Source organism: Gallibacterium salpingitidis (genome assembly GCF_030517105.1).
Taxonomy (GTDB): Bacteria; Pseudomonadota; Gammaproteobacteria; order Enterobacterales; family Pasteurellaceae; genus Gallibacterium; species Gallibacterium salpingitidis.
This window is the reverse complement of the sequence record NZ_CP103875.1, coordinates 214,497-232,341: the sequence shown is the minus strand read 5'-3', so window position 1 is coordinate 232,341 and position 17,845 is coordinate 214,497. Positions and strand designations below refer to the sequence as shown.

Sequence of the window (17,845 nt, the reverse complement as noted above, 5' to 3'; positions counted from 1 at the left end):
TTGCTATTCACCTAAATAAACATCCAATAAGTGTAATGTGCGCTGTAATGCACCCCGATTTTGCTGTAAAAAAGAAAAACCTTGCTTACCATAATGTTTGGCAATGGCAGGTTGTGAGAGATATAAAGCAACTTGCTGTTGTAATGATTCAATATTGCTTTCTACCAACGCGACACCTTCAAGTTCCGCTAGTTTTTCATAAATCTGTTTAAAATTAAAAATATGCTTTCCTGAAATCACTGGCAATTGAAACAATAGTGGTTCAAGCGGATTATGCCCACCACGCTCAATTAGACTCCCACCAACAAAGGCAATATCAGCCAACGCATATAATTTCAGTAACTCACCCATCGTATCACCAAACAGCACTTGCGTTGTCGCAGCCACCGATTGCGTTTGGCTACGTGTTTGATAATTAAATTGCTGTTGTTGTAATAAATTTTCTACTTCCGTAAAACGTGCTGAATGACGGGGCACTAAAATTAATAAGAGATTAGGATAACTCTCTAATAATTGACGATGCGCAGCCAAAATCAATGCTTCTTCACTAGCATGGGTACTACCTGCGATCCATACTGGACGATCTGCTAGTAATAACTGTTTTTGCTGCCGATATTGAGTGATCTCTTGATCCGATAAATTCAGATCAAATTTTAAATTGCCAGTACAAACCACTTTATCATTTGCTACCCCTAATTGGCGATAACGTTCCGCACTAAGTTCATCTTGTGCAGCAACCGCATCAATTCCTTGCCAGACTTCTTTTAAACTCGCTTGGAAATAGCGGTAATGTTTAGCTGATTTTGCTGATAAACGAGCGTTAATTAATAACGTTGGAATCTGCTGACAACGCAATTGATAAAGCAGATTAAACCACAACTCAGTTTCGACAATAATAAAGGCTTTCGGCTGTAAAATTGTAATAAAACGTCGTACCAATGGCGGTAAATCAAAAGGTAAATAACAGTGTTGTACTTGATCACCAAACAACTTTTTTACTTGATCTGAACCGCCTGGAGTAAAGGTGGTAATAGTGAATGTTGTATTTGGATACTTCGCTAATATTTGACGTACTAACGGTGCAATCAGTAATACTTCACCCACTGAAGCAGCGTGAATAATCACACTCTTTTTTTGCAAATTTTTTATACAAGCAAAACGTTCACCCCAACGCTGGCGATAACCAATCTCTTTGCTGCCTTTAAAGAAAAACAGCAATAAGACAAATGGCAGTAAAAGGTACAGTAATAGAGTATAAAGTAAACGCAACATTATGCTTTCTCAGCTAAAAAACGATCGACACCATTTTCACAATAGACAATTTTATTATTGATTGCTTGTGCTAATAATTGATCATTTTGAGGTAAAGCATCTCGCGCTTCTTCCTTATGCCATAAATGGTAAGCAATCGCGGCAAAACGAATATCTTTTCGTTTCATTCCTGCGTTGTAGAAACGAGCAACAAACTCACTATCCTCTCTTCCCCAACCAACAAAATCATTATTAAAACCATTTACCGCTAGCGCATCATCGCGGAAAAACGCCATATTACAACCACGAATCCCTTTGTAATAATCCTTCTTCTCTTTATGTAACAATCCATTTAACCAATAAAGATGAGCTGCTGAAAAACGCTTTTCAAAACGGGTTTCGATACCAGGTTGATACCATTTAATAACTGGATAATGATCAGGTGTGTTTAAAATTTCTACTGTTTTCTTCTGTGGTAGTGAAACGCGGCTACCTTGTACAAAGACAGAACGTTTTGCATAACGTAAATGATCTTGGATAAATAAAGGATGTAACACCATATCGCCATCGACTACGATAATATAATCACTTGTCGCTTTAGCTAATGCTCGATTTCTTGATTCAGCTAACTTAAATCCCTCATCTGGCTGCCAACAATGAATTAACGGTATTGGGAACAAGGTTTGATAGCGTTCAATAACTTTTGCTGTTTCTTCTGTTGAACCATCATCAGCGACTAAGACTTCCGTAGGCATTTGACGTTGTTGTAAAACCGAATTTAAGACAGCTTCTAACGCATCAGGTCGATTATAAGTCGTAATAATTAACGAAGTGGTAATACGTTGATTGTACTCTACTAACTTCACGTATTTATAATAAGCGCCCATTGCATTAGCACAAGAAATCACAAAACCATCTTGTCCATCTAAAAAGCCTTTTTTCAGAAAATAGTGTTTGATAAAAGAAGAAAGACTATGGGTAATGGCTGAAAAAATTGAAGCCCGTTTACGTCCTTGCTGTTGTTCTGCAAACAGGGTGGTATATTGCTGCATTTTTTGAATTAAATCCGCCGCACCATCAAAAGAGTAATGCAAAAACGGTTGTTTTAATTGTGTTACTACAACATCTGCTGGAACTTCTAAAGATTCATGCACTAATTTCTGATTAAAACGTACATACTGGCGGTGATACAAACGCGGTACATAATTTGGATACCAACCACAAGTTTTTATTGGTTTTCCTCGATAGTGATTTAAACGTGATAAAGAGTAAACACATTTTGCATTACTTAAGTCCAACTGACTTAACTCCACAATCAACTCTTGCGGTAATACTTCATCACTATCAATATTTAAAATCCAATCATTCGCTGCATATTCTGCTGCAAGGTTTTTTAAGGGACCAAATCCAATAAAAGGTGAATGCTTAATCACGACATTACTAAATTTTTTGGCAATCTCAAGCGTATTATCGGTTGAACCATTATCTAGTAAAAGAATTTCATCAAATTGCACCAGAGAATTTAACACTTGCTCCAAATATTTTGCTGAATTTTTCACTAGCATCGTGACGCTAATCGGTAATTTTGTACTCATTCTTTTATCCTTGTTTCAAGATTGACTTTGCCCCTAAATAAAAATCCTCTTTACCTGACGGTGCAAGAGGATTTTCGTTTTCATTGTTAAGTGTAAATTAGTCCTTCACGCGTGATACATATTCGCCTGAACGAGTATCAACACGAATCACTTCACCAATTTGTACAAATAAAGGAACACGAACTACTGCACCAGTGCTTAAAGTTGCTGGTTTACCACCAGTACCGGCAGTATCACCTTTCAAACCTGGGTCAGTATCAACAACTTCTAATTCAACAAAGTTTGGTGGAGTCACAGTGATTGGGGTACCGTTCCATAAAGTTACGATACATTCTGCTTGATCTAGCAACCATTTATCGTTATCACCAACAGCTTTTGCATCTGCTGCAAGTTGTTCAAAAGTTTCGTTATTCATAAAATGCCAAAACTCTTCATCTTTGTATAAGAAGGTTAAGTTAGTATCAACAACATCTGCAGCTTCAACAGTAGTACCTGATTTGAAGTTCACATCTAACACTTTGCCAGAAATAAGTTTGCGAATACGAGTACGAGTAAATGCTTGACCTTTACCTGGTTTCACAAATTCATTTTCTACAATTACACAAGGCTCGCCGTCTTGCATAAATTTAAGACCTGGTTTGAAATCACTGGTAGAATAACTTGCCATAATATCCTCATTAATGAAAAAATAACGCCCTTATTTTAAAAATTCAAAGGCCCACATTTTTAAAAGTGCTTATGATAACCCAAAACCACCTGATTAGAGAAGTATCAAGTTGGACAGATTATCTCGCTACCGCTATTTCTGATCCAATAGAGTTAATAAAATACCTTGAACTACCCGTTGAAAATTATCAACAAGACCTATCAGCACGCCGTTTATTTGCAATGCGTGTGCCGTTGCCATTCGCACAGAAAATGCAAAAAGGTAATCCGAATGATCCTTTGTTTCTGCAAGTAATGACCAATCAAGCGGAATTTATTGCTGCTGCCGGTTTTGTAAAAGATCCGTTGCAAGAACAAGATAATCCTATCCCGAATTTACTACATAAATACCATAATCGTGTTTTGCTGATGGTGAAAGGCGGGTGTGCCGTCAATTGCCGTTATTGCTTCCGTCGCCATTTTCCTTATGCGGATAATCCTGGTAATAAAACAAACTGGCAACAAGCTTTGAACTATATTGCGCAACATCCAGAAATCGAAGAAGTGATTTTTTCTGGCGGTGACCCACTAATGGCAAAAGATCATGAAATTACTTGGTTAGTCAATGAGTTGGAAAAAATCCCTCATCTTAAAACTTTACGTATTCATACTCGTTTACCCATCGTAATTCCTCAACGTATTACAGCGGAATTATTACAAACCTTAGTCGCATCACCACTCAATAAAGTGATGGTATTACATATCAATCATGCGAATGAAATTGATCAGCAACTTGCACAAGCTTTAACACAGTTAAAACAACATAATGTCACTTTATTAAATCAATCTGTATTACTAAAAGGCATCAATGATGATGCTTATATTTTAAAAAACTTAAATGATAAATTATTTGCCAACGGTGTATTGCCTTACTATCTGCATCTCTTAGATAAAGTAGAAGGTGCTAGCCACTTCTGGATCAACGATCAAACCGCTTTAGCCATTTATCGACAATTAATTACCTTATCTTCAGGTTATTTAGTGCCAAAATTAGCACGAGAAATTGCCGGTGAAAAAAGCAAAACTTGGTATAGTTAAAAATATTCTGCGATAAATGTGGATTAGCCTTAGTAATACGCTTTTTTTTCCTTTAAAATAGCAACCCTAATTAAGTGGATAACGCCTTGCGTTATTGCCAAGAATTTTGACGCAAGCTAATGACTAGCTTGCAGAGTCAGCGAACTATTTGCCATATTTAACAACTTGAGGTATATCGTGAGTAACATAGACAAGGAACAGCAGCCAGAACAACAAAATAATCAACAAAATGAACTCAATTTAGATTTTGATGAGTTCGAACCTATTACTCCTAAAAGAGCTGCTAAAGCCCCAGAAACAGCACCATCATTCTTCGATAAAATTAAAGGTTTATTAGCTAAAAAATCTGCTAAACAAGAAGCACCAACTTTTGCACCAGCAGAAGAAAATAATCAATACGCTGAATTCGATACCGAACCGGTAACTACTAACAAAACTAGTGCAATTAAAAACTTACCAACCCGTTATCGCCGTTTAGCTATTAGCCTTGCCGTATTATTAATTATTATTTGTTTATTTATTTGGTTAAAACCAAATAGCCAACCAGTAGATAACCTTCAATCACAAGAGAATAATTTACCAATTGAGTTCCAACCAATTGATCCAAACGCAGCAGCAGAGGCTAATACACCACCACAACCGAATGCTACAGATGGTAATGCTGTTCCTGCCGCTAATGAAACAGCGACTGCAAATGACGCCGCTACCACAGCTAACACGTTGACACAAGATGCTGCTGCTAATCCAGCTGCACAACAACCTGCTGTAGATAATACGCCAATTACAACGGATGCGCCTGCAACAAATGCTGCACCAACCGTTGATAATTCAAGTACAGCTGCTCCAGCACCAGCTGAAAAACCAGCGCAACCAGCGCTTACTCAAGAACAAATTAAACAAATTGAGAAAAAAGCATACGAAGAAGAACAGGCTCGTTTAGTTGCGCAAGCTAAAGCTCGTGCAGAACAACGTGCTCGTGAAGAGTTCAGAGCAAAACAGCAACAACAAAAAGAGAAAGAAAGCCGTAAAGCACAAGCTTTATTAAATGGTAAAGAGGTTCCTGTTGTTGAAGCAAAACCTACACCGAGAACGACCAGCAAAACAACTTCAACTGCTGCCACTGGCGGTGCAACAAAAGTATTAACTGTGCCAGCAGGTACATCATTAATGCAAGTTTTCCGCGATAACAAATTAAATATTGCTGACGTAAACGCAATGACAAAAGCAAATGGCGCAGGCAATGCTTTAAGCAGCTTTAAACCAGGTGATAAAGTATCCGTTAATGTGAATAGCGAAGGACGCGTTTCTGAACTTCGCTTACCAAATGGTGATAAATTTATCCGCCAAAGTAATGGTAGTTATATCTATCAAAAATAAGTCAATTTCTATTTCTAATCACAGACCTATTACCTAAGGGCAATAGGTCTTTTTTATGTGCTATCTAGCTAATTAGAATAAAAAAGTCCAGCAACTGCTGGACTTATAAATCAATTAGTTAATTTTCAATTTATTCAAAAGAATCTTTTAAACGTTCACTTGCGCGTCTTGCTTCGCCTTTATGTTGTAATTTATTAAGTTGGCGTTCAAGTTTTTCTTGAACTTCTGAGATTGCTCGATACATATCTTCATGTTCTGCTTTAGCGACCAAATCGCCGAATGGTGTACCGATCATTGCTTCCACCCCAAATCCTTTTGGCAGTTTTTGTAAAATAAAATGAGGATTAATTAATTGGGTTTGCCATTTGCCTAATTTTGCTAAGCGTTCTTCAATATGTGAACGGATTGCTGGGGTAATATCCATTTGTTTACTAGTAATATTTAGGGTCATAACATTTACCTCTCATTGTAAGAAGACTGTTTCCAGTCAAGAAAAAAATCCTGTTCTTGTTTAAGAACATAATGCCAGAAAATTTTCTTTTCAAGCCTTTTTATGTTTATTTTTCAGAATAGTGAAGTAAATCAAAAATACAAAATAAATCCATTTCGCCAACGAACTTAGCCTTTTTACATTTTCACTATCATTTTGTGTTAGAATGCCGCGCATTCTTTGGTACGGTTTAGGAAATTATGTTTACTGAATTCACGACAACAAACTATGCTGCGCAATTAGCAGAAAAAAAATCACGTTTAAGCCAATTATTCCAACCCTTTTTTAGTGGAGAATTAGAAGTCCACGCTTCTGAAATTCAACATTATCGAATGCGCGCGGAATTTCGTGTTTGGCATGATCAAAGTGAGCTTTACCATATTATGTTTGATCGTGATACAAAACAGCGTTATCGCATTGATCAATTCCCGATTGCGAGTCGTTTGATCAATCGGATGATGCAAGAACTGATTCCTTTATTGAAACAACAAGATCTACTTCGTTACAAGCTATTTCAAATCGACTACTTAAGTACCTTAAGCAATAAAATTATTGTCAGTTTGTTATATCACAAAGTCTTAGATGAGCATTGGTTAGCGGCTGCTAAACAATTAAAACAACAACTACAACATCTAGACTTTGACGTACAAATTATTGGACGAGCAAATAAACAAAAAATCTGCTTAGAACAAGATTTTGTCGATGAAATTTTACCGATCAATGGCAAAAATTATATTTATCGACAAATAGAAAATAGCTTTACGCAACCAAATGCCGGCGTAAATTGCCAGATGATCCAATGGGCATTATCTTGTACTGAAAATGCCAAAGGCGATTTATTAGAACTCTATTGCGGTAATGGCAATTTTTCGATCGCCTTAGCGCAAAACTTCAATAAAGTTTTAGCAACAGAAATTGCCAAACCTTCAGTACAAGCAGCACAATTCAATATTGCCGCTAATCAAGTCAATAACTTGCAAATTATTCGCATGTCAGCCGAAGAATTTACGCAAGCTCTGCAAGGTGTACGTGAATTTAATCGTTTAAAAGGCATCAATTTACAGGATTATCAGTGTAATACTATTTTTGTCGATCCGCCTCGTGCAGGGCTAGATCCAGCAACATTACAAATGGTGCAGCAATACGACAATATTTTATATATCTCTTGTAATCCAGAAACATTAGTCGAGAATTTATCCGTATTATCGCAAACTCATCATGTGGTTAAAGCAGCTCTTTTCGATCAATTCCCTTATACCCATCATATTGAAAGCGGTGTGTATTTAGTGAGGAAATAATGGAAATTCAATTAATTAATGAAACTGAGCAAACGGAAAAATTTCAACAATTAATTGAGCAATGGCAGTTTGTACATCAAGCAAATGCGCCTTTTGCCCTTGTACTAACCGAACAACGCTTGGAATTACGTAAAATTGATGAGCCGAAATTAGGTGCTATTGCCGTTGATTTTGTACAAGGTACGATGGCGCATCGTCGTAAATTTGGTGGCGGTCGCGGTGAAGCAGTGGCAAAAGCAGTAGGAATCAAAAAAGGTAAATTACCAAAAGTCTTAGATGCTACTGCAGGATTAGGACGTGATGCGTTTGTTTTAGCTTCTATTGGCTGTGAAGTACAACTCGTCGAACGCCATCCTGTTGTCGCTGCATTATTAGCGGATGGTTTACAACGAGCTTATCAAGATGCTGAGATTGGCGAGTTTATGCAGCAACGAATGAAATTACTCCCCATAAAAACGATTAACGAGCTTGATCCACAACAACAATATTTTGATGTGGTCTATTTAGATCCAATGTTTCCACATAAAAATAAAAGTGCTTTAGTGAAAAAAGAGATGCGGGTATTTCAATCGTTAGTAGGTGCGGATTTAGATGCAGATTTATTATTAGATAGCGCTTTGAAATTGGCACATCGAGTCGTGGTGAAACGTCCCGATTATGCCAACTATTTAGCTGAAAAAGTCCCTCATTTTAGCCAAACAACGAAAAATCATCGTTTTGATATTTATATCAACCACGAGCTTCCGTCACTTGGGCAAGATTAAGCATCGCTAATTTGCGCATAATTGCATTTAACACCACGCCATAAATCGGCACGAAGAATAGCAAACCAATAAATAATTTAAATAGATAATCGACAAAACCGATTTCTACCCAATTTGCTGCCATAAAAGGATCACTGCTTTGATAGAACGCAATCGCAAAGAACGCAAAGGTATCACATAAACTACCAAACACCATTGAGCTTGTCGGCGCAATCCACCATGTTTTTAGTTGTCTTAAACGATTAAACACCAACACATCTAACAATTGCCCTAACACATAAGCGGCGAAACTCGCAAATGAGATACGGAATACAAACATATTAAACGAAGCTAAGGCAGCTAATCCTTGATACTGTGAATCAGAAAATAGTGTTGAAATCACATAACTTACCACTAACGCTGGAAACATTACCCAGAAGATAATCCAACGCGCCTCTTTTGCGCCAAAGACACGTACGGTTAAATCAGTCGCTAAAAAGATAAATGGAAAGGTTAAAGTACCCCATGTGCTATGAAAGCTAAAATCTAGCCAGGTTAGATTGATTTCAAAAGGAATTTGCACAAGGTAATTGCTAATTGCAATGATAAAAATGTGGAAAAAAGTAAGTAATACTAAGGCACGACGTTTTTCGCGATCGCCGAAAATCGCTTGAGCTGAAATCATATTGTATCCTTTTTGTCTTGATTACATCGTTTGGGGTGAGGGAACCCAAGTAAAATAGGGGAAAGGTTATAATATACTACTGATAAAATTTTTCAATAAAAAATAAAAAGTGTATAATAATCTTAGTATTTTTTATCAATAAAGAAGGAGTAAAAAAATGAGTCAGAAAATTGCAGTATTATTAACAACAGGATTTGAAGATGCTGAGGCATTAGTACCGATAGATTTATTTAGACGTGTAGAATTAGATGTTGATCTCATCTCTATTGAAGATTCTGAAATAGTATCCTCTGCTCATCAAATAAAAGTCATTGCCGATAAACAAATTAAACAAGTAGATTTATCTCAGTATGATATGATCATGTTGCCTGGTGGTAACATAGATCTAAATAAATATATTGCGTTATCTGAAATTTATCAGCAATTCCTTAATAATAACAAACGTATTGCTGCTATTTGTGCAGCACCAACTGTTTTGGCAAAATTAGGTCTACTAACAAACAAAAATGCGGTTTGTTATCCAGCTATGCGTGATAATTTTGCAGAAAATAATGTTATTTATCATCATGTTCCTGCTGTGGTTGATAGCGCCTTTATCACAGGTAGAGGTCCAGGTGCAGCATTTGACTTTGCTCTTACAGTCATTAGTGAATTATTAGGAGTCGAAACAGCAGAAAAACTAAAACAACAGTTATATTACTAAAATCGAATAGTAAGAGTGTTTTTTATGCAGAATTACGGCGTGACTCTTAACGAATTTGGTGAGGCAAATGTTCTCACCTTTCAAGAACATTTACCCTTACCCACTATTAGCGAAAACCAAGTATTAATTGAAAATCATTATGCCAGTATTAACCCAGTAGATTTCAAAACGCGTAAAGGATTAGGTTGGGGAGCAGAAAAATTTAAATCTCAATTTCCAGCAATATTAGGTTTTGATATTGCAGGTATTGTTGTGCAAGCTGGTGCTGCAAGCGGTTTTAAAGTCGGTGATCGTGTAGCTGCTTTAACCTTTGAAGGCGGCGCTTATAGCCGTTATGTTGCGGTAAATACAGAATTAGTGGCTCGTGTACCAACTAATGTTTCATTAGAACAAGCTGGAGCAATGCCAACTGTTGCCACCACTGCTTATCAAATATTAAAGCAAGCTAATATACAAACTGGACAACATATTTTACTTTCTGCCCCATTAGGCGGTGTTGGACATTTATTGTTACAACTATTAGCCAAACAAGCAGTCAAAATTTCCGTTATCTGTTCACCAGCAAAAAATGAAGCGGCTTTAGCATTAGGCGCAAATCAATGTTTTGATTATCATCATCCAGAACAATATCCTGATCTACAAGCTGATCTATTTATTGATTTAGTCGGCGGTGAAAGCGGTGTTGCAGCCTTAAAAATGGTGAAAACTAATGGGCGGGTCATTTGTATTCCAACTATTCATGTACCACTATTGCAACAAGCTGGCGCGCAACAACATTTGCTAGTTGAAAAAATGTTAGCTGTTCCTAATAGCGCCGATTTAACTACAATGCTAGGTTACTTGGCTGATCACTCATTAACCTTACAAATTGCGAAAGTTTTCCCAATTCAGGAAATTCAAACGGCTCATCGTTTATTAGAAAGCGGACGCACTCAAGGGAAAATCGTATTAACTCTAGAATGTTAGCAAATATTACATAGATATTTAATACTTCTATATAGAAAGCACTATACAAATATTGCTATCAGACTTTAAAATAAAAAAAGCCGCTCGTTAGAGCGGCAATAACCTAAGGAACTAATTTAAACAACCATTATGTTGCAGCTTATAAGACAAAGCTCGTTTCAAAAAGTTCAATTTAAATTTATAAAAATATAAGGATTTTTTTTCATGCCATTATTAGATAGTTTTAAAGTTGACCATATTAAAATGAAAGCACCTGCAGTACGTGTTGCAAAAACTATGCAAACACCAAAAGGTGATCAAATTACTGTTTTCGATTTACGCTTCTGTAAACCAAATAAAGATAATATTAGTCCGAAAGGCATCCATACTCTTGAACATTTATTTGCTGGTTTTATGCGTGATCATTTAAACAGTGATAGCGTTGAAATTATTGATATTTCTCCAATGGGTTGCCGTACTGGTTTCTATATGAGCTTAATTGGCGCTCCAACTGAACAACAAGTTGTAACTGCGTGGACGAAAGCAATGCAAGATGTGTTAACAGTGGAAAGTGAAAAGCAAATTCCTGAATTAAATGAATATCAATGTGGTACTTATACCGAACACTCATTAGCAGATGCAAAAGCTGCTGCGCAGAAAGTGTTAGATCAAGGTATCGGTATCAACAATAACCAAGATTTACTGCTTGATGACAGCTTCTTAAATCAATAAATAATTCGAGAGCCAAGTTTTACACTTGGCTTTTTTATTTTGCACACAACAGAGGAAAATTAACTTATGACAACATTGGGTACACCACTTACGCCTGTCGCAACAAAAGTGATGATGTTAGGTTCTGGCGAATTAGGCAAAGAAGTCGTTATTGAATTACAACGTTTAGGCGTTGAAGTCATTGCGGTTGATCGTTATGCCAATGCACCAGCACAACAAGTTGCGCATCGTGCTTACACAATTTCAATGTTAGATGGTGCGGCACTCAAATCATTGATCGAAAAAGAAAAACCTGACTATATCGTACCCGAGGTTGAAGCAATTGCCACCGACACTTTAGTAGAACTAGAACAACAAGGTTTTACCATTATCCCAACTGCTAAAGCGGTAAAATTAACGATGAATCGTGAAGGTATCCGTCGCTTAGCTGCGGAAGAACTCAAATTACCAACATCACCATTCCGCTTTGTCGATAACTTTACAGATTTCCAACAAGCTGTAGCCGAAATTGGTTTACCTTGTGTTGTAAAACCTATTATGAGCTCATCTGGACATGGACAAAGCATATTAAAGAATGAGCAAGATCTACAAAAAGCATGGCAATATGCACAAGAAGGTGGTCGCGCTGGTGGCGGACGCGTTATCGTAGAAGGCTTTATCCGTTTTGATTATGAAATTACGCTCTTAACTGTTCGTCATCGTGGCGGTACCTCATTCCTAGCTCCTATTGGCCACGTACAAGTTGATGGAGATTATCGCGAATCTTGGCAGCCACAAGCAATGAGTGAAACAGCTTTACAAAAAGCACAACAAATCGCTGAAAAAATTACTGGTGCATTAGGTGGTTACGGTATTTTTGGTGTTGAAATGTTCGTTTGTGGTGATGATGTTATCTTTAATGAAGTTTCACCACGCCCACATGATACAGGTATGGTCACCTTAATTTCTCAAGATCTCTCTGAATTTGCATTACATGCTCGCGCTATTCTCGGCTTACCTATTCCACAAATTAAATTACTCGCACCAAGTGCTTCTAAAGCCATTGTAGTTGAAGGAAAATCGACTCAAGTCAGTTTTGGTCATTTAGAAAATGTATTAGCTGAGCCTGATACAGGTTTGCGTCTATTCGGTAAAGGTGAAGTCAATGGACATCGTCGTTTAGGCGTTATTCTTGCCAGTGATGACAACACTGAGAAAGCCAGAGAGAAAGCAAATCGCGCCTATGATAAATTGGTAGTCAAACTATAAGTTACTTTAAATGGCATAAAACCGAGGATCTTCCCTCGGTTTTATATTTCTTATTAACTTAACGAATTAACGTATTCTTACCAAACAAACTTTGCACTAATTCCACTGCAATATTTGCCGTCAAGTTCCGTACATCTAAAGCTGGATTAAGCTCAACAATATCTAATGATTCCATTAACCCAGTATCTGCAATCATCTCCATACATAACTGCGCTTCACGATAATTAACACCACCGCGTACGGTAGTGCCAACACCAGGAGCAATTTCTGGATCAAGAAAATCAACATCAAAACTCACATGTAAATGGACATTATCATGCAAATCAGTTAATGCTTTTTCCATCACATGTCGCATACCAATTTCATCAATATGGCGCATATCAAAAATTTGGATACCTGCTTCATGAATAAAATGCTTTTCTTCATCATCCACACTACGAATACCGATCTGACGAATATTATGCGCTTCCAAGGTTGGCACATGCCCAGATAAATTGACTAATTCCAATGGCCCATGACCAAATAGACAAGCTACCGGCATACCATGCATATTTCCTGATGGCGTAATTTCAGCGGTATTAAAATCAGTATGCGCATCTAACCAAATTACTCGCAATTCTTTACCTTGTTCACGACAATAACGCGCTACCGCACTGATTGATCCTGCCGCTAAACAATGATCACCACCTAACATAATCGGCATATGTCCACGCCCCAACTCTTGATAAATTGCATCATGCGTTAATTGATTCCACGTAATCACTTCCGCAAAATTGCGATAGCCATTTATTGCGGCATGGCAAGGATTAGCCGGCCCATGTAAATTCCCTTGATCATAAACATCCAACCCCATGCCTTCTAACATCTCTGTAATTCCTGCAACGCGTAATGCCTCTGGCCCCATACTAGAACCGCGATGACCAGCTCCTACATCTGTCGGTACACCAATCAAACTCACTTTTCTACGCATGTTGTTTCCTCTCTTATCAAACAATTAATCTATAGTTATCGTACGAGCACAGAAAAATCACATACTTAAGGTTGAATATTACAAATTGATTACAATTTAGCAACAAAAAAATAGCTATGTTTCTATAACACAGCTATCTCCTCAATCTTGGTAAAAAATGGTGGTTAAACAATTTCAATATTTAATTCACCCAATTGCTCGACGCCCACCTTAATTTTGTCACCTGGCACCACTTTTCCCACACCTTCCGGAGTACCTGTAAAAATAATATCACCTGGTTCCAGTGTAAATAATGTCGATAAATGAGCGATCGTTTCTGCTACAGACCAAATTAAATCACTAATATCACTGCGTTGTTTTTCAACATCATTCACTGTTAGCCAAATTGCACCAGATGTAATATGTCCCACTTTACTTACTGGATAAATTGGGCCAATCGGCGCAGAACCATCAAAAGCTTTTCCAATCTCCCAAGGTCGTCCCATATTTTTCATTTGGTTTTGCAAATCACGACGTGTCATATCTAAGCCAACCGCATAACCCCAAATATGTTCCAATGCATTTTCTGCCGGAATATTGCTACCCGTTTTACCGATTACCGCAACCAATTCACCTTCATAATGCAAATTTTGCGTTATTGTTGGATAAGCAAACGCATAAGTTTCTCCTGGTTTGACTGGTCGAATGGCATCCGCCGGTTTGCAAAAGAAAAATGGCGGCTCGCGATCAGGATCATGCCCCATTTCTCGTGCGTGCGCTGCATAATTTCGTCCTACACAATAGATGCGACGTACAGCAAAAAGCTGCTCACTATCAATCACTGGAATAGCCGCAATTGGCGGTGGTGTAAATACGTATGACATTATGGTTGCTCCTCTTATTAGATTAAAAACATTACTAGCATAAAGCTTCTCTGCTCTTTCTAGAAGTTATTTTCAGAAATTTTTCATTGATTATTTATTAATCATCTTTATGCCATTTGTTACATCTTCCCGTAATTATTCTGTTAACAATTTATTTTTTGATCAGCTTCACAAATTTAAAATTTGGCTATTTTCAGTATGAAAAAACTTCTCTATCATTTTTATCGAAACGTTTCGATGACAATAAAATAGGAGTAGAAAATGAAAAAAGTAGGTATTTTAAATGCACACCTCTCTCACGTCATTGCAACTTTAGGACACACTGATCTATTAACAATTTGCGACGCTGGTTTACCGATTCCAAAACAAGCTGATTGCGTCGATTTAGCTTTGGTCCCTGGAATTCCTAGTTTTCTTGCATCATTTGATGCCGTTATTAGTGAATGTTTTGTTGAAAAAGTGATCCTTGCAGAAGAAATCAAACAGAAAAATCCTGAAGTGCATCAAGCGTTATTACAACGTCTAGCGCAATTAGAACAACAACAAAAAAATCAAATCGCGATTGAGTATGTTTGCCATGAACAATTCAAACAACTTAGCCAAAACAGCAAAGGTTTTGTACGCTCTGGTGAATGCACTCCTTACGCCAATATTATCCTTACTTCTGGTGTTCCTTTTTAATTGGAGAATGCTATGCAACCAATTCTTAAACTAGACAACATTTGCAAGTCATTCCCTGGTGTAAGAGCTTTATATAAAGCAGGCTTATCAGTTTACCCAGGCAGAGTGATGGCATTAATGGGAGAAAATGGTGCTGGTAAATCCACTTTGATGAAAATCCTAACTGGTATCTATAGCAAAGATGAAGGCACTATCCATTATCTTGATCAAGAAGTGACTTTTAAAAATCCAAAAATGTCGCAACTTGCCGGCATCAGTATTATCCACCAAGAATTAAACATTATTCCTAATTTAACGATTGCCGAGAATATTTTCTTAGGTCGTGAATTTACCAATCGTTTTGGTGGTATTGATTGGGCAAAAATGACTGCTGAATCAGAAAAATTATTACGCCGTTTAAAAATTAAACATAGCCCAACCATACCTGTGGCACAACTTTCATTAGGTGAGTTGCAAATGGTTGAAATTGCTAAAGCACTCAGTTTCAATGCCAAAGTAATCATTATGGACGAACCTACTGATGCACTTACTGATACAGAAACTGAAGCGCTATTTGATGTAATTCGTGAACTCAAAGCTCAAGGTTGCGGCATTGTCTTTATTTCCCACCGTATGCAAGACATTTTCACCATTTGCGATGATGTAACGATCTTACGTGATGGTGAACTCATTGCTGAGTGTACCCTCTCCAGTATCAATGAAGAACAACTAATCGAATTGATGGTAGGACGTAAACTATCTGAACAATATCCGCATATTGATTCACCAATCGGTGAGGTTGTATTAGAGGTGAAACACCTTAGCGGACATGGCGTTAATAACGCTTCATTCCATTTAAACAAAGGTGAAATTCTTGGCATCTCTGGATTGATGGGCGCTGGTAGAACAGAAATGATGAAATTAATTTATGGCGCCTTACATAAAACCAGCGGCGAAATTTTCTTACATCAAAAACAACTTTCTATCCATTCACCACAAGACGGTTTAAATAACGGTATCGTTTATATCTCGGAAGACCGTAAAGGTGATGGTTTAGTGTTAGGAATGAGCATTAAAGAGAATATGACGTTAACCGCCTTAAAGCAATTAACTGAACATTTTTCGATTAATCATAAAAAAGAAAAAATGACGGTAACCGATTTTATTGATCTCTTTAATATCAAAACGCCATCTATGGATCAAACGATTGGTTTACTCTCGGGCGGAAACCAACAAAAAGTTGCTATTGCTAAAGGGTTAATGACTCGTCCAGATGTATTAATCCTTGATGAACCAACACGCGGTATTGATGTTGGTGCGAAAAAAGAGATTTATCAATTAATTAATAAATTTAAAGAAGAAGGGATGAGCATCATCATTGTTTCTTCTGATATGCCGGAAATTATTGGTATGAGCGATCGCGTATTAGTAATGAATAACGGTGAAATCAGTGCGGAATATTTACGTGCTGATGTAACACAAGAAAAACTACTTACTGCGGCAATTACTCAAATTCATTAACCAAGAAAGGATGTATTATGGCTACCCCAACTACAACTTCACAATTCAATTTAAAAGAGTTTTTAATTGAACAACGTTCAATTATTGCACTATTGGTATTAATCGCCATTGTTTCTACGATTAGTCCACATTTTTTTACTATTGATAACTTGCTCAATATCTTACGCCAAACTTCGGTCAATGCGATTATTGCCGTCGGTATGACTTTCGTTATCCTAACAGCTGGTATTGACCTTTCTGTTGGTTCGATTTTGGCGTTAACTGGCGCTGTCGCTGCTTCATTAGTAAATTTAGAACTACCTATTTTTGTTGTTATTCCATTAGTTTTACTTTTTGGTACCTTACTCGGTGGTATCAGCGGTGTCATCATTGCGAAAGGGCAAGTACAAGCGTTTATTGCGACTTTAGTCACTATGACATTACTTCGTGGTGTCACTATGGTTTACACTGATGGTCGTCCTATTAGTATCGGTTTCTCTGATACAGCAGATTATTTTACTTTCCTCGGTACTGGTTATCTCTTTGGTATTCCTTTCCCAATTTGGTTAATGGTCATTATTTTCGTCGTTGCTTGGTATTTACTAAAACATACCCCTATCGGTCGTTATATTTATGCACTCGGCGGTAATGAATCTGCAACACGTTTATCAGGTATCAATGTTGATAAAGTAAAAATCTTTGTCTATGCCGTAAGCGGTTTTTTAGCAACCGTTGCCGGTTTAATCGTCACTTCACGTTTATCGTCAGCACAACCAACAGCAGGTGTTTCTTATGAATTAGATGCCATTGCTGCAGTTGTTGTTGGTGGTACAAGTTTAATGGGCGGTAAAGGTCGCATCACTGGTACATTAATTGGGGCATTAATCATTGGCTTCTTAAATAATGCACTTAACTTATTAGATATTTCGTCTTACTACCAAATGATTGCTAAATCTATTGTTATTTTACTTGCTGTGCTTACAGATCATTTCTGTAGTCGTAAATCAGCATAACTTGTTTACTCAACCCCTATCAAAGGAGA

At 37.3% G+C, this 17,845-nt stretch carries 18 protein-coding genes; 11 read left to right on the top strand and 7 right to left on the bottom strand.

Going from position 1 to position 17,845, the window contains the following annotated elements:
• Nucleotides 1-3: 3 nt before the first annotated feature.
• The 3 genes from waaA to efp all read right to left on the bottom strand — a co-directional run bounded on the left by waaA (nucleotide 4) and on the right by efp (nucleotide 3,513).
• Nucleotides 4-1,272, bottom strand: a complete 1,269-nt coding sequence (gene waaA, locus NYR30_RS01155; RefSeq protein ID WP_066421684.1) for a lipid IV(A) 3-deoxy-D-manno-octulosonic acid transferase — start codon at nucleotides 1,270-1,272, stop codon at nucleotides 4-6.
• Entirely contained in the window at nucleotides 1,272-2,846 is a 1,575-nt protein-coding gene (locus NYR30_RS01150) for a glycosyltransferase family 2 protein (protein ID WP_066421686.1), read from the bottom strand. Before NYR30_RS01150 ends, waaA begins: the two co-directional genes overlap by 1 nt.
• 97 nt (nucleotides 2,847-2,943) lie before the next feature.
• Complete coding sequence (efp, locus tag NYR30_RS01145) at nucleotides 2,944-3,513, bottom strand: elongation factor P (RefSeq protein ID WP_066104737.1); 570 nt, start codon at nucleotides 3,511-3,513, stop codon at nucleotides 2,944-2,946.
• Between the two features lie 65 nt (nucleotides 3,514-3,578).
• On the opposite strand from efp, the gene epmB reads away from it, so the two are divergent.
• The gene (gene epmB / locus NYR30_RS01140; protein ID WP_066421688.1) at nucleotides 3,579-4,589 is read left to right on the top strand and encodes an EF-P beta-lysylation protein EpmB; all 1,011 of its coding nucleotides are present in this window, start codon (nucleotides 3,579-3,581) and stop codon (nucleotides 4,587-4,589) included.
• A gap of 177 nt (nucleotides 4,590-4,766) precedes the next feature.
• Nucleotides 4,767-5,966: a LysM-like peptidoglycan-binding domain-containing protein gene (locus NYR30_RS01135; protein ID WP_066421690.1), complete on the top strand. Its 1,200-nt coding sequence runs from the start codon at nucleotides 4,767-4,769 to the stop codon at nucleotides 5,964-5,966.
• Between the two features lie 130 nt (nucleotides 5,967-6,096).
• Here the strand turns inward: NYR30_RS01135 and raiA are convergent, their stop codons facing one another.
• A complete protein-coding gene (gene raiA / locus NYR30_RS01130; RefSeq protein WP_066104745.1) occupies nucleotides 6,097-6,417 on the bottom strand; it encodes a ribosome-associated translation inhibitor RaiA in 321 nt (106 codons plus the stop codon).
• A 239-nt stretch (nucleotides 6,418-6,656) separates the two neighbouring features.
• Here raiA and trmA point away from each other — a divergent pair, with 239 nt between their 5' ends.
• Together trmA and NYR30_RS01120 are read left to right on the top strand one after the other, a co-directional pair.
• Nucleotides 6,657-7,754, top strand: a complete 1,098-nt coding sequence (gene trmA, locus NYR30_RS01125; RefSeq protein WP_302501604.1) for a tRNA (uridine(54)-C5)-methyltransferase TrmA — start codon at nucleotides 6,657-6,659, stop codon at nucleotides 7,752-7,754.
• Nucleotides 7,754-8,518: a class I SAM-dependent methyltransferase gene (locus tag NYR30_RS01120; RefSeq protein ID WP_302501602.1), complete on the top strand. Its 765-nt coding sequence runs from the start codon at nucleotides 7,754-7,756 to the stop codon at nucleotides 8,516-8,518. Before trmA ends, NYR30_RS01120 begins: the two co-directional genes overlap by 1 nt.
• Here the strand turns inward: NYR30_RS01120 and NYR30_RS01115 are convergent.
• Nucleotides 8,484-9,182, bottom strand: a complete 699-nt coding sequence (locus NYR30_RS01115) for a 7-cyano-7-deazaguanine/7-aminomethyl-7-deazaguanine transporter (protein ID WP_066104753.1) — start codon at nucleotides 9,180-9,182, stop codon at nucleotides 8,484-8,486. The two genes, NYR30_RS01120 and NYR30_RS01115, sit on opposite strands and share 35 nt — an antisense overlap.
• 157 nt (nucleotides 9,183-9,339) lie before the next feature.
• On the opposite strand from NYR30_RS01115, the gene NYR30_RS01110 reads away from it, so the two are divergent.
• From NYR30_RS01110 to purT, 4 genes are all read left to right on the top strand, one after another.
• Entirely contained in the window at nucleotides 9,340-9,885 is a 546-nt protein-coding gene (locus NYR30_RS01110) for a DJ-1 family glyoxalase III (protein ID WP_302501600.1), read from the top strand.
• A 24-nt stretch (nucleotides 9,886-9,909) separates the two neighbouring features.
• On the top strand, nucleotides 9,910-10,851 hold the full coding sequence (locus NYR30_RS01105; RefSeq protein WP_302501599.1) for an NADP-dependent oxidoreductase: 942 nt from the start codon (nucleotides 9,910-9,912) through the stop codon (nucleotides 10,849-10,851).
• 204 nt (nucleotides 10,852-11,055) lie between these two features.
• Complete coding sequence (gene luxS / locus NYR30_RS01100; RefSeq protein WP_066113926.1) at nucleotides 11,056-11,562, top strand: S-ribosylhomocysteine lyase; 507 nt, start codon at nucleotides 11,056-11,058, stop codon at nucleotides 11,560-11,562.
• Nucleotides 11,563-11,628: 66 nt separating this feature from the next.
• The gene (gene purT / locus NYR30_RS01095) at nucleotides 11,629-12,810 is read left to right on the top strand and encodes a formate-dependent phosphoribosylglycinamide formyltransferase (protein WP_066113929.1); all 1,182 of its coding nucleotides are present in this window, start codon (nucleotides 11,629-11,631) and stop codon (nucleotides 12,808-12,810) included.
• Between the two features lie 58 nt (nucleotides 12,811-12,868).
• Here purT and rocF read toward each other — a convergent pair whose 3' ends face one another.
• Nucleotides 12,869-13,780 (bottom strand): arginase, encoded by a 912-nt coding sequence (gene rocF / locus NYR30_RS01090; RefSeq protein WP_066113932.1) that lies wholly within the window; start codon nucleotides 13,778-13,780, stop codon nucleotides 12,869-12,871.
• A 164-nt stretch (nucleotides 13,781-13,944) separates the two neighbouring features.
• Entirely contained in the window at nucleotides 13,945-14,643 is a 699-nt protein-coding gene (locus NYR30_RS01085; RefSeq protein WP_066113935.1) for a fumarylacetoacetate hydrolase family protein, read from the bottom strand.
• A 261-nt stretch (nucleotides 14,644-14,904) separates the two neighbouring features.
• Between NYR30_RS01085 and rbsD the strand changes: the two genes are divergently transcribed.
• The 3 genes from rbsD to rbsC are packed head-to-tail and all read left to right on the top strand — an operon-like array spanning nucleotide 14,905 to nucleotide 17,816.
• Nucleotides 14,905-15,324: a D-ribose pyranase gene (rbsD, locus tag NYR30_RS01080; RefSeq protein ID WP_066104810.1), complete on the top strand. Its 420-nt coding sequence runs from the start codon at nucleotides 14,905-14,907 to the stop codon at nucleotides 15,322-15,324.
• Between the two features lie 12 nt (nucleotides 15,325-15,336).
• Nucleotides 15,337-16,824: a ribose ABC transporter ATP-binding protein RbsA gene (rbsA, locus tag NYR30_RS01075; RefSeq protein WP_066104813.1), complete on the top strand. Its 1,488-nt coding sequence runs from the start codon at nucleotides 15,337-15,339 to the stop codon at nucleotides 16,822-16,824.
• 17 nt (nucleotides 16,825-16,841) lie between these two features.
• The gene (gene rbsC / locus NYR30_RS01070; RefSeq protein ID WP_302501594.1) at nucleotides 16,842-17,816 is read left to right on the top strand and encodes a ribose ABC transporter permease; all 975 of its coding nucleotides are present in this window, start codon (nucleotides 16,842-16,844) and stop codon (nucleotides 17,814-17,816) included.
• The last annotated feature ends 29 nt before the right edge of the window (nucleotides 17,817-17,845 follow it).

Coding starts and splice junctions, on each gene's coding strand:
- purT (WP_066113929.1), top strand. CDS start 11,629: ATGACAACATTGGGTACACCACTTACGCCTGTCGCAACAAAAGTGATG.
- rbsA (WP_066104813.1), top strand. CDS start 15,337: ATGCAACCAATTCTTAAACTAGACAACATTTGCAAGTCATTCCCTGGT.
- rbsD (WP_066104810.1), top strand. CDS start 14,905: ATGAAAAAAGTAGGTATTTTAAATGCACACCTCTCTCACGTCATTGCA.
- trmA (WP_302501604.1), top strand. CDS start 6,657: ATGTTTACTGAATTCACGACAACAAACTATGCTGCGCAATTAGCAGAA.
- NYR30_RS01105 (WP_302501599.1), top strand. CDS start 9,910: ATGCAGAATTACGGCGTGACTCTTAACGAATTTGGTGAGGCAAATGTT.
- NYR30_RS01110 (WP_302501600.1), top strand. CDS start 9,340: ATGAGTCAGAAAATTGCAGTATTATTAACAACAGGATTTGAAGATGCT.
- rocF (WP_066113932.1), bottom strand. CDS start 13,780: ATGCGTAGAAAAGTGAGTTTGATTGGTGTACCGACAGATGTAGGAGCT.
- rbsC (WP_302501594.1), top strand. CDS start 16,842: ATGGCTACCCCAACTACAACTTCACAATTCAATTTAAAAGAGTTTTTA.
- NYR30_RS01120 (WP_302501602.1), top strand. CDS start 7,754: ATGGAAATTCAATTAATTAATGAAACTGAGCAAACGGAAAAATTTCAA.
- NYR30_RS01150 (WP_066421686.1), bottom strand. CDS start 2,846: ATGAGTACAAAATTACCGATTAGCGTCACGATGCTAGTGAAAAATTCA.
- luxS (WP_066113926.1), top strand. CDS start 11,056: ATGCCATTATTAGATAGTTTTAAAGTTGACCATATTAAAATGAAAGCA.
- raiA (WP_066104745.1), bottom strand. CDS start 6,417: ATGACCCTAAATATTACTAGTAAACAAATGGATATTACCCCAGCAATC.
- NYR30_RS01085 (WP_066113935.1), bottom strand. CDS start 14,643: ATGTCATACGTATTTACACCACCGCCAATTGCGGCTATTCCAGTGATT.
- waaA (WP_066421684.1), bottom strand. CDS start 1,272: ATGTTGCGTTTACTTTATACTCTATTACTGTACCTTTTACTGCCATTT.
- efp (WP_066104737.1), bottom strand. CDS start 3,513: ATGGCAAGTTATTCTACCAGTGATTTCAAACCAGGTCTTAAATTTATG.
- NYR30_RS01115 (WP_066104753.1), bottom strand. CDS start 9,182: ATGATTTCAGCTCAAGCGATTTTCGGCGATCGCGAAAAACGTCGTGCC.